17 protein-coding genes are annotated in these 14,926 nt (G+C 59.3%); 9 read left to right on the forward strand and 8 right to left on the reverse strand.

The genetic code is table 11. From position 1 onward, the window contains the following. Positions 1-73 precede the first annotated feature (73 nt). Both BV106_RS21695 and BV106_RS21700 read left to right on the forward strand, forming a co-directional pair. Entirely contained in the window at positions 74-775 is a 702-nt protein-coding gene (locus BV106_RS21695; RefSeq protein WP_051946158.1) for a tetratricopeptide repeat protein, read from the forward strand. Between the two features lie 67 nt (positions 776-842). After that, complete coding sequence (locus BV106_RS21700) at positions 843-1,625, forward strand: GDSL-type esterase/lipase family protein (RefSeq protein WP_051946159.1); 783 nt, start codon at positions 843-845, stop codon at positions 1,623-1,625. 245 nt (positions 1,626-1,870) lie between these two features. Here the strand turns inward: BV106_RS21700 and BV106_RS21705 are convergent, their stop codons facing one another. Further along, positions 1,871-2,335, reverse strand: coding sequence for a hypothetical protein (locus tag BV106_RS21705; protein ID WP_038168203.1), 465 nt, complete (start codon positions 2,333-2,335; stop codon positions 1,871-1,873). Between the two features lie 101 nt (positions 2,336-2,436). Between BV106_RS21705 and BV106_RS21710 the strand changes: the two genes are divergently transcribed. Both BV106_RS21710 and BV106_RS21715 read left to right on the forward strand, forming a co-directional pair. Next, complete coding sequence (locus tag BV106_RS21710; protein WP_081892087.1) at positions 2,437-3,252, forward strand: SDR family oxidoreductase; 816 nt, start codon at positions 2,437-2,439, stop codon at positions 3,250-3,252. A 30-nt stretch (positions 3,253-3,282) separates the two neighbouring features. Further along, entirely contained in the window at positions 3,283-4,200 is a 918-nt protein-coding gene (locus tag BV106_RS21715; RefSeq protein WP_038168206.1) for an ROK family protein, read from the forward strand. An 85-nt stretch (positions 4,201-4,285) separates the two neighbouring features. Here BV106_RS21715 and fbaA read toward each other — a convergent pair whose 3' ends face one another. After that, positions 4,286-5,317, reverse strand: a complete 1,032-nt coding sequence (fbaA, locus tag BV106_RS21720) for a class II fructose-bisphosphate aldolase (RefSeq protein WP_038168208.1) — start codon at positions 5,315-5,317, stop codon at positions 4,286-4,288. 313 nt (positions 5,318-5,630) lie between these two features. On the opposite strand from fbaA, the gene BV106_RS21725 reads away from it, so the two are divergent. Next, a complete protein-coding gene (locus tag BV106_RS21725) occupies positions 5,631-6,314 on the forward strand; it encodes a hypothetical protein (protein ID WP_038168210.1) in 684 nt (227 codons plus the stop codon). Positions 6,315-6,370: 56 nt separating this feature from the next. Here BV106_RS21725 and ybeY read toward each other — a convergent pair whose 3' ends face one another. The 5 genes from ybeY to BV106_RS21750 all read right to left on the reverse strand — a co-directional run bounded on the left by ybeY (position 6,371) and on the right by BV106_RS21750 (position 10,923). Beyond that, complete coding sequence (gene ybeY / locus BV106_RS21730; protein ID WP_051946160.1) at positions 6,371-6,811, reverse strand: rRNA maturation RNase YbeY; 441 nt, start codon at positions 6,809-6,811, stop codon at positions 6,371-6,373. Between the two features lie 18 nt (positions 6,812-6,829). Continuing rightward, the gene (locus BV106_RS21735; RefSeq protein WP_081892089.1) at positions 6,830-8,479 is read right to left on the reverse strand and encodes an HDIG domain-containing metalloprotein; all 1,650 of its coding nucleotides are present in this window, start codon (positions 8,477-8,479) and stop codon (positions 6,830-6,832) included. A gap of 61 nt (positions 8,480-8,540) precedes the next feature. After that, a complete protein-coding gene (locus BV106_RS21740; protein WP_038168212.1) occupies positions 8,541-9,503 on the reverse strand; it encodes a PhoH family protein in 963 nt (320 codons plus the stop codon). A gap of 151 nt (positions 9,504-9,654) precedes the next feature. After that, positions 9,655-10,089, reverse strand: a complete 435-nt coding sequence (locus tag BV106_RS21745) for a hypothetical protein (RefSeq protein WP_038168214.1) — start codon at positions 10,087-10,089, stop codon at positions 9,655-9,657. A gap of 27 nt (positions 10,090-10,116) precedes the next feature. Further along, positions 10,117-10,923 (reverse strand): hypothetical protein, encoded by an 807-nt coding sequence (locus BV106_RS21750; RefSeq protein WP_265595935.1) that lies wholly within the window; start codon positions 10,921-10,923, stop codon positions 10,117-10,119. Positions 10,924-11,075: 152 nt separating this feature from the next. Between BV106_RS21750 and BV106_RS21755 the strand changes: the two genes are divergently transcribed. The 3 genes from BV106_RS21755 to BV106_RS21765 all read left to right on the forward strand — a co-directional run bounded on the left by BV106_RS21755 (position 11,076) and on the right by BV106_RS21765 (position 13,396). After that, the gene (locus BV106_RS21755; RefSeq protein ID WP_265595936.1) at positions 11,076-11,840 is read left to right on the forward strand and encodes a nitrilase-related carbon-nitrogen hydrolase; all 765 of its coding nucleotides are present in this window, start codon (positions 11,076-11,078) and stop codon (positions 11,838-11,840) included. 94 nt (positions 11,841-11,934) lie between these two features. After that, entirely contained in the window at positions 11,935-12,660 is a 726-nt protein-coding gene (locus BV106_RS21760; RefSeq protein WP_265595937.1) for a methyltransferase domain-containing protein, read from the forward strand. Between the two features lie 88 nt (positions 12,661-12,748). Continuing rightward, positions 12,749-13,396, forward strand: a complete 648-nt coding sequence (locus BV106_RS21765; RefSeq protein ID WP_051946162.1) for a DUF1080 domain-containing protein — start codon at positions 12,749-12,751, stop codon at positions 13,394-13,396. A gap of 138 nt (positions 13,397-13,534) precedes the next feature. Here the strand turns inward: BV106_RS21765 and BV106_RS21770 are convergent, their stop codons facing one another. Beyond that, positions 13,535-14,191 (reverse strand): HAD family hydrolase, encoded by a 657-nt coding sequence (locus BV106_RS21770; protein ID WP_038168223.1) that lies wholly within the window; start codon positions 14,189-14,191, stop codon positions 13,535-13,537. A 172-nt stretch (positions 14,192-14,363) separates the two neighbouring features. On the opposite strand from BV106_RS21770, the gene BV106_RS21775 reads away from it, so the two are divergent. Continuing rightward, the gene (locus BV106_RS21775) at positions 14,364-14,909 is read left to right on the forward strand and encodes an RNA pyrophosphohydrolase (RefSeq protein ID WP_051946163.1); all 546 of its coding nucleotides are present in this window, start codon (positions 14,364-14,366) and stop codon (positions 14,907-14,909) included. Positions 14,910-14,926 lie beyond the last annotated feature (17 nt).

Here is a 14,926-nt window from a genome sequence, read left to right on the forward strand (position 1 = left end):
AAATTACCCTCAACGCAGGCGGTTCTGGCGATGTCCCATCTGATGACTCCCGAACTCCTGAATTGAGGTTTCTATGGATGATAGCAGATGGGTGACACGATTCCGTCCGGCCGCCGGATGGAAAGCGGTCGTGGCGTGCTGGGTGGGCTTGAGCCTCGGTCTGGGGCTGGCCCTGGCCGACCCGGTGGTCGAGTTGAAGGAACTGGAAGCCAAGGCTCTGGCGGGAGAGGGGGCGTCGCAGCTGGCCCTGGCCCTCCGCTACGACGGGCGTGAACGCTCCGATGACCGCGATCCGGTGAAGGCCTTCCATTGGTACAAGGAGGCTGCGGGCAAAGGGTATGCGGAAGCCCAGGCGGCTTTGGGACTCCTCTACATGAAAGGGGAAGGAACTGTCGAAGACCAGGCCGAAGGGGCGAGGTGGTTTCGCCAGGCCTCGGAGCAGGGGGATCCAGTGGCCCAATTGAACCTTGCAAGCTGCTACGCCAATGGACACGGCGTTACCAAAGATCTCAAGGAGGCCGCACGGTGGTTCCGCGAATCGGCAGAGCGCAACGAGCCGATGGCCCAGTATTATCTGGGGATCCTGTATGGTCGGGGCGAGGGCGTGCCACAGAGTTACATCGAGGCCTACAAGTGGCTTACCGCTTCCGCCGCTCAGGGCGTGAAGGCGGCCCGTGCCAGTCTGGAAACGCTGGACTCGGTGCTCAGCGCCGGGGAACTGGAGGCCGCGAGGAAAGCGGCGGCCAGCATGAGACTTAGCCTCGTGGGACGGTGAGGCCGGCCAGTTGTGAGGGGCGCAATCCTGCTTGCCTCGGTAGGGACGTGGTCCTAGCATCGCGCCCATGAAAGTGTCCGGGTTCCGCCTCCATCGTCTCCACCACCTCACCGTCGCCAGTCTGGCAGCCGCCATTGGTCTGGCCAACAGTCCACTGGCAGCCCAAGCTCCCGCACCGGCATCTCCGACCGCGACGGCTCCTGCGGAAGCAGCCCTGACGCCGGGAAAGCGCCCTGACCCGGCCAGATTTGAAAAGGAACTGGCCAAGTTTGACGCTGAGTTCAAGGAAAAGCCTGTCAAAGGGGGCATCGTCTTCACTGGGAGTTCCAGCATCCGGCTCTGGAAGACCGCCACTGCGTTTCCCAAGCTTGCCATCCTGAATCGCGGATTCGGAGGGTCAGTGGCCAATGACCTGGTGGTGCACGCGGACCGGGTGGTGTTGCGGTATGAACCCAAGGTACTGGTGGTTTATACAGGAAGCAATGACCTGAACGCGAAGCTCAAGCCTGAGGAGGTTCTTGCCGACTACACCGCTTTCCTGAACCTTGTACACGAGAAGCTCCCTGACTGCCGGGTCATCGTGAATTCCGTAAAAGTTTCCGAATCTCGTCTCAAACAGATCCCTGCAGTGAATCAACTTAACAGCCTCCTGCAGGCTTGGTGTGAGGGTAAAAGCTGGGTGCGGTGGCTGGAGTCGATGAATTACTTGATGGATGACAAGGGTGTGCCCAAGAACGAGTATTTCCGCAAAGACAAACTGCATCTCAACGACGCCGGTTATGCCAAGTGGAACGCCATCATAGGGCCTGTGATCAAAGAGGAATGGGCCAAGGCGGGAGGAAAAGACTAAGAAAGGCTACGCCGATTATTTGCAGCCGCGAACAACTGTTTGCTGGAGTAAAAAGTTCAGTTCGATTGATTAATGTCTTGGCACAGACGATGCAGTTTCATAATAATGAGTCGTCCTGTAATTCCATCCGAAATTCCTCGGAATAAAGGGTGGCTGAAGGGACGAGCGAACTGATTTGTCAGGTGTCGAATGGTGTTGTGTTGTGTATGATGAAGGCGGTCTAGGTGGGCCGCCTTCATCATTAATCAACGCTTGGACGGAGCTGGTCTTTGAAGCTCAAACACCCCGTTGTCGATGTCGCAGCGGTAAGTTGCCTTGAACTGGGAAGGGGAGGCCTTCCCCTCATAGTGATAGACGCCGCCGACCAAGGCTCCGAGGTTCTGCTGCCCGGTCACCTTACCGCGATGGTCCACGAGATGACGGGCGGTGTAGCCCCCGCTGAGTACCTTGGCCCAGGTGGCGTGGTAGCGGAAATCGTAGGCGGTGTTCTTTCCTTGCTCCTCCACGCGGCTGACGATGGCTTTGAGCTTGCCGTGATGTCCGTTTTTCAGGCTGTACCAGCGGCCTTCCCAGGCACCACTCAGATCTTTGGGCGGGTGTTGGGCGTCACGCGTCGCCGCCTTGGTCCAGTCGCTTTGGTAACCCAGGGAGCAGCTTGAGAGGAGACTGGCGGCCAGGGCCAAGATCAGCAGGCTGAGGCGGGATGGCATGGTGGTAGGAAAGTGAATGAGATGAAGCGGGATGAACCATGCACAGGCGCCTGCCAGAAGAACCGGCGTCTTGCCACGCTGCGGGTCGACCGCTAGGGTGCATGCTGATGAATGGCGCAAGCGATGTCAAGGATCTGGTGGTGCTGGTGATGGGGGGGACGACTGGCCTGGGGCTCTCGGCAGCCCAAGCACTGGCGGACGGAGGGGCTCGTCTGGTCGTGGTCGGGCGGTCTGGAGAGAGCCTGGAATCAGCCCTGGCTGTGCTGGGAGGTGGAGCCTGTGGCTTGGCTGGCGACGCAGTCCTGCCGGAGACGTCTGAGCGTGCGGTGGAACTGGCAGTCCAGCGCTTCGGCCGCCTGGATGGGCTCTATCACGTCGCAGGAGGTAGTGGCCGCTCCAGAGGGGATGGGCCGCTTCACGAACTTACGGACGAGGGTTGGGACTATACCCTCGACCTCAATCTGAAATCGCTGTTCAACTCCAATCGGGCAGCCGTTCGACAGTTCCTCAAGCAAGACGATGGCGGCACCATCCTGAACATGGCGAGTGTGCTAGGGTGGTCTCCCTCCCCGAAGTTCTTTGCGAGTCACGCGTATGCGGCGGCCAAGGCAGCGATTGTGGGGTTCAGCAAGGCGACGGCGGCGTACTATGCGACCCACAATATCCGGATCAATGTGATCGCTCCCGCGCTGGTGGAGACGCCGATGTCCCGGCGGGCGGTGGGAGACGAGCAGATTGTGCAGTTCGTTTCCAGCAAGCAACCGCTCGATGGCGGGCGGGTGGGGATTCCGGGGGACTTGGATGGTGCCGCAGTGTTTTTGCTCTCACGTCAGGCGCGATACGTGACCGGCCAGGTACTCGCGGTTGACGGCGGATGGACCGTCACGGAGGGTCAGTACGGCGGGTTATCCGAATAAGCCCGGTCCACATTGTATCAGCTTCCCAGCATGGATCTCATTGGAATCGACATCGGCGGCACCAACATCAAAGCCGGACTTTTTGACAGTGAAACAGGGCAGTGCCTGGAGCGCGCCACGCTGCCTACCAACGACGGGGCCATTGTAGCTGGAGTGCCCGCCTGGGCGGAGGCGGTGAAGACTCTGATTGCTGGCTTCGAAAGTGCCAGAGGGCGCTCGGCGGTGCCAGTGGGTATCTCGGCCCCTGGATTGGCTGCGCGAGATGGACGCACCATCCAGTGGATGCGCGGACGCATGGCTGACCTGGAAGGTTTCTCCTGGGCCAACTACCTGGGGCGTGAGGTGCAGGTCCTCAACGATGCTCATGCGGCTCTGGTGGGCGAAGTTTGGAAAGGGGCGGCTGAGGGTTCCCAAGATGTGGTGATGTTGACCCTTGGGACAGGAGTGGGAGGAGCTGTCATCGCAGACGGGCATCTGCTTCGTGGTCATCTGGGCAGGGCCGGGCATCTGGGGCACATCACCGTGAATTTCACCGGTTCGGGCGATATCGTCGGGACGCCCGGCAGCCTGGAAGACGCCGTGGGCAATTCCACAGTCTCCCTGCGTACTCAGGGTCGCTTTCAGAGTACCCGCGAGCTGCTGGAGGCAGCGCAAAGAGGCGATGATGTTGCCAAGGAAGTTTGGGATCGTTCCATGCACGCCTTGGCGGCAGGGATGGTGTCCTTGATAAATGCCTTTGATCCGCAGGATTTCATTCTGGGAGGCGGCATCGCGGCGGGGGCTTGGGAGTTGGTGATGGCGGGCATTCAGCCGCACTTGGATGCCTCGGAGTGGTGTCCTACTGGAGAGCGTGTCCGGATCGTCCAGGCAAAGCTGGGAGAGTGGGCTGGAGCTTACGGTGCCGCAAAAACTGCCAGTGTAGGCGGTGTCGCGCGTCCCACCCGTTGAGAGGGTGTCCAGACAAGAAAGAACCCTGCTCCCAGAGGTGGGAAGCAGGGCTCCAAAGGAGAGGCAAGATGTGCCTGATGAAGGACTACACCGTGCCGTAGATGGTGCGGCCGGTGCTGCGAAGGTCATCGCAAGCCTGCTGGAGGCGCTTGGCGAGGCCGACTTCCGCTTTCTTCAGATAGCCACGGGGATCGTAGAGCTTCTTGTCACCCACTTCGCCGTCGATCTTGAGAACGCCGTCGTAGTTCTTGAACATGTGCTCCGCGATGGGGCGGGTGAAGGCGTACTGGGTGTCCGTGTCGATGTTCATCTTGATGACGCCGTAGTCGAGCGTCTCACGGATTTCTTCCAGCGGGGTGCCGGAACCGCCGTGGAACACGAGGTCCATCTCAGCGTCAGCGCCGTACTTGGCCGTCACTGCAGCCTGACCGTCACGCAGGATGGTCGGCTTGAGCTTCACTGCGCCTGGCTTGTAGGCGCCATGAACGTTGCCAAAGGTGGCGGCGAACATGAACTGGCCAATGCCGCTGAGGGACTCGTACACTTCCACCATGTCCTCAGGGGTGGTGTAGAGTTTTTCATTCGGCTGATCGCCATGGTCCACGCCGTCTTCCTCACCACCGACCACGCCGGCTTCGACTTCGAGGATGATTTCGTTGGCCACGCACTCGGCAAGGAGCGCCTTGGAAAGCTTCATGTTCTCTTCAAGTGGCAGCTCAGAGGCGTCCAGCATGTGGGAGTTGAAGAGGTTGCCTTTGCCAGCGGCGCGGCGGGCGGCCGTGGCGGCAATGAGGGGTTTGAGGAAAGTGTCCACCTTCTTGGGCTGGCAGTGGTCGGTATGGAGCGCCACGAGCACGTTGTAACGCTCGGCCAGGGTGTGGGCGGCTTCCGCCAGCACGATGGCTCCCAGGGCCATGTCCTTGACCGAAGTTCCGGAGGCGAACTCGCCACCGCCGGTGCTCACCTGGATGATGCCGTCGGACTTGGCGTCTGCAAATGCCTTGAGCGCGCCATTGATGGTCGTGATGGAGGTCACGTTGATGGCGGGATACGCATATCCGCCCTCCTGGGCGGCAGCCAGCATGGCGCGGTATTGGGCAGGTGTAGCAATAGGCATAGGCCCATCCATAGAGCAGAATTCGGGCCGCCGCAACCCGCAAGACCCTTCACGAGATTGCAACTTTTCTGTTTTGGAAGTGTTTCCTCAGCTTGTGAAGATGAAGTTGCCCTTGTCCAGCGTTGCGTTTTACACCAGCATGCTAATGGTCTTCTCCATGAGAAGAGCGGCAGCAGTAGCAGCCATGGGGATCACCTTCGTGATGATGGGAGGCCCTGCCAACTTGCCTGCTCAGGGGCCACGTACGCCAGAGGGTGGATCGGAAGGGGGCGGCCCCGGACCTGGTCCTGGACCAAGGCCCCCCAAATCCGGTATGGACGGCAAGGATCGTGACCGTGACCGGGATGGCCGGTCTGGATTTGGCCGTGGCGGCGACCGGGATCGCATGGATGCCTTTCGCACCATGACCGAAGAAGAACGTCAGCAGGTGCGTGACGCCTTTGAAAAAGCTTGGCAGAACCCTGCAGTCACGGCGGCGCGGGAACGGTACCAGAAAGCCAATGACGAATACCGTGAAACGCTGCAAAAGGCGCTCAAGGAAGCTGACCCTGCGGCGGTGGAATTGCTGGAGAAGCACAAGCCCAAGGGAGGTCCCTTCGGGATGATGCCGATGCCGGACCCGAATGATCCAGAGTTTGTAAAAAAAGCCGTCAACCGACTGGGAATGGAGCTGCATGCTCTCTCCCGGTCCGAGAATCGCCGTTTCCCCACGAAGGAGATTGCGGAGAAAGTACAGGCTGATCCTGCCGTCAAAGCGGGGATTGAGGCGCTCGAGAAAGCTCCGCCTGCTGGGCGGTTAGAGGCTTGGGGCAAGCTGGTCGGTATCGTCCAGGAAGTAGCTCGCAAAGAAATGCCCGTGCAAGAAGGCGGTTGGCGTCCGGGACCGGGTGGTCCAGGACCTGGACCAGGGGGGCCTCCTGGTCCGCCGCCTTTTGATGATCGGCGCCCAGAGGGGCGTCCAGAGCCGGGCCCTGATGCAGGTCCCCGCAGCAGGTAAGAGGCTGCCCAATTCTGATCGTCCTGCGTGCTTGCGCCGCGCCTTGGCGGGCGCGCTCAGGGCGTAGGGCTCTTTGGCCAGCAGGCGTCCAGGATCTCCTCCTGGATGCGGTGCATCTCTGTGCGCTCCGCAGGCTCATAGTCGCTCCAGCCTGCTAGATGCAGGAGGCCATGTACGATGTAGCGGGCTACTTCACGCTCATAGCTCTCGCTGTGCTCGGCGGCTTGCTTCTCGGCAGTGTCGAGACTGATGAGGATCTCGCCGTGGTGAAAGGTAATCACGTCTGTCGGAGTCGGATCATCAAGAAACTCACCGTGGACCTTGGTAATGGTCCGGTCTGAAACAAGGATGAACTCCACCTCTTCCAGTTGGGAGAGTGGTGACTCGGGTTCACGAGCTGCCGCCAAGCACTTCGGGACGGCTTGGATCGCGGTGGCTTTCCAGCGGGCCGTCGCGGCGGGAGGCCGGCGATAGCGGCGGTCAATGCGAATGCGCATCGGCAGAAGGGGGCCTGGTCAGGCCGCGTGATTGACCTTGGTCGGCTGCGGCTTCGTGCTGGTACCGGATCCTTCAGGATCTTTGGGCTCCCTGGAGTCCTTGGCATGCTTGCGCGCCACTTCAGAAGGCGTTTCCTCACGAGGTGCCTTGGGATAGTGGATGCGGCTGTGAAGCATGCTCATAAGCGTCTTCACAAAGCTGGCCTTGATGTCACCCAGTTCTGCAAGGGTGAGGTCGCACTCATCTAGTTGATGATCGAGAATGCGGTTGCGCACAATCTCCTCCACCAGTTGCTCCACCCGGGTCAGAGAAGGCTTGGCGAGGGTACGACTGGCGCTCTCCACAGCATCTGCCAGGGAGATGATGGCGGCTTCCTTGAACTGAGGGCGGGGGCCGGGATAACGGAAACCATCTTCGGTGACTTCCGGCACGTCGTCCTCACGGGCCTTGTCTTCTTCCACCAGGCGCAGGATCTCCTTCTTTTGGTCCAGGGCACGACGATAGAAGAAATAGACGAGTGAGTTTCCGTGGTGCTGCTCGATGACATCGATGATCCGGGAGTTGAGCCCGTGCTTGATGGCAATGTCCACGCCGTCTTTCACGTGGGCAATCAGGACCAGGGCGCTCATACGCGCGGTGAGGTCGTCATGCGGGTTGTCATCGGGATCCATGTTCTCGATGAAATACTCCGGCTTGGTGAGCTTGCCGATATCGTGGAAATAAGCACACACGCGGCACATGCTCGCATTGGCGGAAATCGATTCCGCCGCAGCTTCGGCCAAGTTGGCGACCACCAAAGAGTGGTGATAGGTCCCTGGAGCCTCAATGCTGAGGCGCTTCATGAGCGGGTGATTGAGGTCACCCAGCTCCAACCACGAAATCGTGGTGGTCATCTGGAAGAGGGACTCAAGGGCGGGAAGAAGGGCGCCAGCCAACATTGCCGTGAGAATGCCCGAGAGCAGAGGGGACAGAAAGAGAAGGGCCTGGTGGTCACTGTTCAGGGCCACGCTCGTCTGGCTGAACAGCACCATGAAAACGGAGGCAGCAGCACCGATGTACAGGCCGCTAGTGAGCAGCCGACTGCGCCGACGGATGCGCTGGGTGACATAGACGCCGACGAACCCAACGCTCAACCCGGTCGCGATGTACGGAAGGATCGTGTCGGGCGGAACCAGGCAGGATCCAAGGAGCGTCGCGTAAACGGCACCAAAGAGGGAGATGCGGCGACCCGCCAGCATGCAAAGGATGACGGGACCCAGAGCGTGCGGAGCGAGGAGGAGGGTGTACGAGGGCGGCCAGGAGCGATGGTGACCGTAGCTCAAGACTACGCCGACTGCGGCCAGATGAAGCACTACAGCGCAGAAGACCAGTACCACGTGGCCATTCGGGCGGACATCCGCCGGCAGGCTGAGGTACCAATGCACCGCTGCGGGCAAGAAGACCGCAGCGGTGAAAATGAAGCTGGCACCTGTGGCTCCAGGGAGATTGGCCCCGAGGATCTTCAGCAGCACCGTGATGCCAATGAAGGCGGAGACAAACAGTCCGAGTCCCACCATCGGATTGCAGCGCAGAGTCTCTAAAAACTCTCCTTGCAAATGCTTACGGCGAGTCTTGCCACAAGACAAACCTTTGCGCGTAAGCTGCGCCCGCTTGATGAAATCGAACATAGAGATGGCTTAGCCGGGTGGGATTCTACGGGATTCCCTTCCGAACACAACCTTTTCCTTGCTATTCCCCAGTTGCCCGATGGATGCGATAGGCTTCAATGATCCGTTGGACGATGGGCAAGCGCACCACATCCGTCGGTTCGAAGCGGATGAAACGCAAACCATCCACACCAGAGAGAATGTGCATGGCTTCCGCCAAGCCCGATCGAACCCCACGTTTCAAGTCTACCTGGGAGGGGTCTCCAGTGACGACACAACGTGATCCTTCTCCTAGTCGGGTCAGGAACATCAGCATCTGCTCAGTGGTGGTGTTCTGGGCCTCATCAAGGATGACGAAAGAGTTCTTTAGAGTCCGTCCCCGCATGTAGGCGAGGGGGGCGATCTCCACGATGCCTCGTTCGATCATCTTCTCGGCTTCATCCGTCTCCAGCATCTCGTAGAGAGCATCGTAGAGTGGACGAAGGTAGGGGAAGACTTTCTCATTGAGGTCTCCCGGCAGGAAGCCGAGCGCTTCGCCCGCCTCCACCGCTGGGCGGGTCAGGACCAGTCTCTGCACGGTTTTTTCGCGCAACGACTGGAGCGCCTGCGCCATGGCGAGGTAGGTTTTGCCAGTGCCTGCAGGGCCGATACCAAAGACGACCTCGTTCTCACGCATGGCGTGGAGGTAGTCGATTTGGCCGCGGGTCTTGGCGAGAACGGGAGGCTTGCGGGAAGATCCCAGCAACTTGAGTTGCAGGATCTTTTCCGCCGGGGCCTCCGTCCAAGGCTGACGGGTATTGGCGATCACCATTTGAAGCATGCCTGGGCTGACCTCAGCCCCACCGCGGCGAACTTTCTCGAGCTCAGTCAGGACTTCCTGAGCGGCATTGATGCGGTCTTCGGGGCCGTCGAGCTTGATCCAGCCGTCACGGGACGTGACCTGGATGTCGAAAGCCTCGGCCAGTTTTCGAAGGCTGGCGATGTCGTTTCCGATGACTGAGTGGAGAAACTGCGGAGTTTCGTATGTAAGGGTGACAGATGACATTTTGTCAGATTGAAAGAAGCGGATTGAGGGATATGGCAATGCTTTAGCCTCTGGTCACAACGCCAGAGCTCTGTCAAAGCCACGAGGAAAACAGGAAAGACTGGACGTCAGTCTCCTGTGGAGTGCATCAAGATGTACATTGGGGGAATCCTCAACGGTAGCCGTAGGCGAGTGCCCACGTGACTCCGCGTTCTTTCTTGCTCTTTACGCTGAAAACGACCGTGTAGGTGCCAGTTGCTGGCGGATTCACCCGCACGGAGCAGGTGAACTTGCCGTTTTTGCGTTCCATGTGGACTGGCTGGCCCTTGGAATCGAAGACTGCGAGCTCAAGCTCACAGTCTTCGTTGGCGGTACCGAGCCAGAAAGCATATTCGTTGCCCTTGAAGAGTTGGTGACGGACGGCCAGTTTCTGGCCGGACTCCACTTCACCATTCCAGTAGTCCTCACGAACGGTGTAGCCCTGCTCCACGAACGGCGTAGCGGCCTCCATGGCGTGATCATGTGCCTCATCCACGAAGGCATAGGCACTGGTCAGGGCCACAAAGAGAGCGCAGAAGACCGCGCACTGAAGCTTGAGCTTGTTCATTTGAGGAGAAGCTGGGGGGCCGGGTGATTACCGGGACTTTTTGACTTGAAGGATCAAAGCCAGCAGTTCTTCGCAGGTCGTATGAATGGTATTGATCTTTTCAGGCGTGAAGCTGCCGTCAGGAGAGTCCATAGACTTGCGGATGGTGACGAGGCCCTTGGAAATCGCCGTCACAAGGCGATTGTTCTTGGCGGAATCCGACATGCTGCCCACGGACTTGCTGAAGTGATCCACCAGCATGGGCTGGTTGAGCAACTCGGCCCTATCATTGGTGTACGCCTTGGAAACCACGGAAGTGGCGGAGGAAGTGCCGCGGAGCCAACCACCGAGGCTGACGCACTGGGCCAGGTCGTTGTCACGCATGCGCTCCATCTCAGCCCGAACGGTGGCTTGAGTCTGGTCGAATTCTTTGCGGACCGCCTTCCAGTCATCCTTCTGCACAGCGTCCAGAATGCTCTGGGCATGCGGGCGGACGGCCTTGGTCAGGCCGAGGCTCTGGGCGATATTGATGACTTCACGGCCAATTTCCTCGACGGCCTGCTTGTCCTGGGCCTGCACGGCGACAAAGCCTTCTGCTACCACGGTGCCAAACACCAGCGATAGCTCCATCCGGTCAGAGGAGTCGGGGGTGGAGAGCTTGCGAAGTTCATCCTTCCAGTTGGGATCACCCAATTTATCCAGGACGGCAAAGATCTCACTGGGTACAGGGACAACCACTTCATCCATGACATAGCCAGGGAACTGAGCCGGGTCGAACTTCTGAGCGGTCCCCTGAGAAAAGGCGGAACCCGCCAGCATCAGGGAGGCAAAAAGATAAAAAGTCTTCACTTTCATGGTCATTCAGGCAATCTCAGACAGCGACATGCAAGAGGCTGTCATAACGAAGCGCAGAATAGTTGAGGTGCAACCGTTTTGCGGACGTTGATTCCATACACCCTTGAATCTCACCATAAGGGGGGCGTGCGCGTAAAAAGATTGGAAGTGAAATGATTGTACAAATTCTGCAGACAAATCCCGTGTGGGAGGACAAGGCGGCGAGTCAGGCTGGCGTGGTGGCCATGCTGGAGCGGTTCCCCCCAGTGCCGGGGAGTCTGCTGGTACTGCCAGAGATGTATGCCACGGGTTTCAGCATGAATTTGGCGGTGACGGCCCAGAGTCAAGCCAGGGAAGATGAAGCCTTTTTGTCCCGGTTGGCGCTGGACCATCGATGCGCGGTGATGGGAGGGGTCGTGGCGCCTCCTGAGGAAGGGAGAGCGTTCAATGAATCCGTCACCATCGGGCCTGATGGGGAGGTGCTGGCCCGCTACGCGAAGCAGCAACTTTTTAATCTGGGGGGCGAGGCGGAGTGCCACACGGCTGGTGAGGCGGTGATCGCCTTTCCGTTGGAGGGGTTTATGGTGGCCCCCTTCGTCTGCTATGATCTGCGATTCCCCGAGCTGTTCCGCGACGCCACCATGGTGGGCGCGAATCTGCTGGTGGTGATTGCCAGCTGGCCGGTGAAGCGGTACCACCACTGGCTGACGCTCCTGCAGGCCCGGGCGATCGAAAATCTCGCCTACGTGGTGGGAGTCAACCGGGCGGGAAGCGATCCGCATCTGCACTACAATGGGCGCAGCGTGGTGGTGAGCCCCCACGGACACATCATCGCCGATGCGGGTGAGTCGGCTGGGTCGGTTTCGGCCCGGCTGGATCTGGCAGAACTCCAGGCATGGCGGGAGGCCTTCCCAGCCCTGCGCGATTCTCGTTGGTAGGTCCCTGCCGAGGGAAATGGGGTGGGGAGGGTACGTCGTTTTCTGCTGGGAAAAGGGCGGCCAATTGCGTTTGATGAAGTGAATGTTTTGCTCTATGCGCCTCTCCTCCCTGTCCCTCGCTGGAACTGCGATCTTGTCCCTCGCCCTGATTTTGGGGCGGGCCGATGTGCCCGCCCAGACCGTTGATCCCGCGGAGGCCTTCGCTCCTCCCGCCGTGACGGAGTATATGGGGCGCACCGTGGCTCAGACCATGCACTGGAGCGGATCGGGTTGGCTCATCCGCCATAAGCGGGAACGGGAGGAGGCGGCAAGTTTGATGCGGGAGAAGCTGGAGCTCAAGCCGGGCATGACGGTCTGTGATCTGGGTTGCGGCAACGGCTATCACACCTTTCCCATGGGCAAGTCGGTGGCTCCTGGTGGCAAGGTGTACGGGGTGGAGATCCAGGAGCCGTATCTGCTCATGTTGAAGGAGGGAGCGGAGAAAGCGGGTGTGACCAACTTTGTGCCAGTCTTGGGCAAGCTCTATGATCCCAATTTACCGGAGGCTACCTTCGATCTGATGTTGCTGGTGGATGTGTACCATGAGTTTTCCCATCCAGAGCAGATGCTGACGGCCATGCGCAAGGCGTTGAAGCCAGATGGCGTGGTGGTGCTGGTGGAATTTCGCGCGGAGGACGACACCGTGCCGATCAAGCCAGAGCACAAGATGACGAAGGCCCAGATCGACAAAGAAATGACGGCCAACGGTTTCAAGCTGGTGAAGGCCTTCGACGGGCTGCCTTGGCAGCACATGCTGTGGTATGGAAAGGCCAATCCGTGAGGATTCCTGTTAAAATGTGAAAGTTTTGGGGAATGAAGACTGATTAGCTGATCCTTTCTCAAGCATTCCGAAACCACACCCAACTGCCATGCGTCCGCTGCCTCTTTTGATCCTCTCCGCCCTCATGGGCATCACGCTTTCGTACGGGGCTGACCCCGTGACTCTGACCATTGCCGACTTTACAGATGGCAAGGGCAATCCCGCTCCGGCTGGCTGGAAGACCGAAGAGGATGGCACCATCCATCGTGTGGAAAAGGCCGGGAACATCATCTCCAAGAAGGAGTACGCCAACTTCGAGGTCGAGTGGGACTGGAAGCTGGCAGAAGGGGGCAACAGCGGCATCAAATACTGGGTGAACGAGTTCCCCAAAGGCGGCTGGCTGGGCGTGGAGTACCAGATGATCGACGACGCCAAGCATGCTGACGCAACCAAGGGGGCTGGAACCCACAGCACGGCGTCCTTCTACGACATCAAAGCTCCCGCGGCAGACAAGGCTGTGAAGCCTGCGGGCGAGTGGAACCACAGCAAAGTGGTGAGCAAGGACGGCAAGATCCAGCACTGGCTGAACGGCAAGCTCGCTGGCGAAATCGACAGCAAGTCTGAAGAATGGAAGGCGGGCATCGCCAAGAGCAAATTCAAAGCGGTGGAAGGCTTCGCCCCGGGCAAAGGCCGCTTTATGCTGACCGACCACGGCGACGAGGTCTGGTGGAAGAACATCAAGGTCACGGAGCTCTAGCCGCCTGCGGCGGAGACACAAGACGCAAGACCTGAGAGTGGGTCTTGCGTTTGTGTTTTGCGGGAAGGCCGACTTGGTGGCGGCTGGTTTCGCTGGCGTTCCGGTCTTGAGTCTTGAGTCTTCCAGTCTTGTATCTTCTTAGCATACCCCACTGACCAGACACACAATGTCGTCTGGTGTGGTCACGATCTCTGCGGCACCGCTGGCACGGAGTTCTGCTTCACCGCGGAAGCCCCATTTGACGCCGACGGCGAGCATGCCGGCATTCACTGCCAGCTGCATGTCGATGTCCGAGTCGCCCACGTAGGCGCAGTCGGAGGGTTCCACGCCAAGGGCCTGACAGATCTCGAAGGCACCGGCGGGGTCAGGTTTCTTGGGCACATCTGACCTGGCGCCGAGCACGATTTCGAAAGGGGTGTCAGGAAAGAAGTGTTTGCAGCAGAGCAGCGTGAAGGCGTGAGGCTTGTTGGAAAGAACCGCGAGCTTCATGCCGCGCTCGTGCAGGCCCTGGAGTGCTTCCTCGATGCCGACGTAGGGGCGGGTCTCGTTTTTCCACGTCTCGTGATAGTGCTTCTGGTATTCGTTGACCCGGGCATCAATGTCCTCAGTGGCAAGAGTTTCGGGTGGAAGCGCGCGTTCGACGAGCGCCCGGACGCCATCTCCCACGTATTTAGGGAAGACACCCAAGGGTTGGCGGGGATAACCCCGGGCCTGCAGCATGCGGTTGATGGCTTCAGCCAAGTCTGCCAGGGAGTCGATGAGCGTACCGTCGAGGTCGAAGATGAAAGCTTTCATGAAATGCGAATTCACTCACCAAGCGCAGCCCGGGCAAATTGCCAACCGAAAAGGCTGGTGGGGGAGTGATGGGAGTGACAAGGTTGGCACGACTCTCGCTCAAAAGCTTCGCATCTCTTGATAAAACCGTTGCAAAAGTCTCCTGTTACAAGCATCAATTAATGTACTCACGATGGCTGCGCCTTTTCCAGATGTCCATTCTGCCAGTCCGGTGAAGGCCGAGACGGGCAGCAGTGTGCCTGCGGCCGAGGTGAAGACAGTGCCGCCGGTAATCTATCGGCCCAATGTGGCGGCCATCATCCTCAACATGGACAACTCCATGCTCGTGGCCCAGCGTTCGGGTCTGCGGAGTGCCTGGCAGTTCCCGCAAGGCGGTGTGGACCCAGGCGAGGGTCTGGAGGAAGCACTCTTCCGCGAAGTGGAGGAAGAGGTGGGAATCCGTCCGGAGGACATCCAGCTCTTGGATCGCAAAGGAGGCTATCGCTACGATTTTCCCAAGGGGCGTCTCAAATACGGGATCTACGGAGGGCAGGAGCAGGTGTACTATCTGTGCCGGTTCCTCGGTAAAGACCGGGACATCAATCTCGATACTGAACATCGCGAGTTTGACCGCTGGCGATGGATTAAGCCGGAGAAGTTCGACATGGAGTGGGTGCCGCGCTTCAAGCGTGACGTCTATCTGCGTGTGTTTCGAGACTTCTTTGGAATGGAAAAATAGCCCCCTCGATCGCAACC

The sequence above is a fragment of the Verrucomicrobium sp. BvORR106 genome (genome assembly GCF_000739655.1).
In the GTDB taxonomy this organism is placed as follows: domain Bacteria; phylum Verrucomicrobiota; class Verrucomicrobiia; order Verrucomicrobiales; family Verrucomicrobiaceae; genus Verrucomicrobium.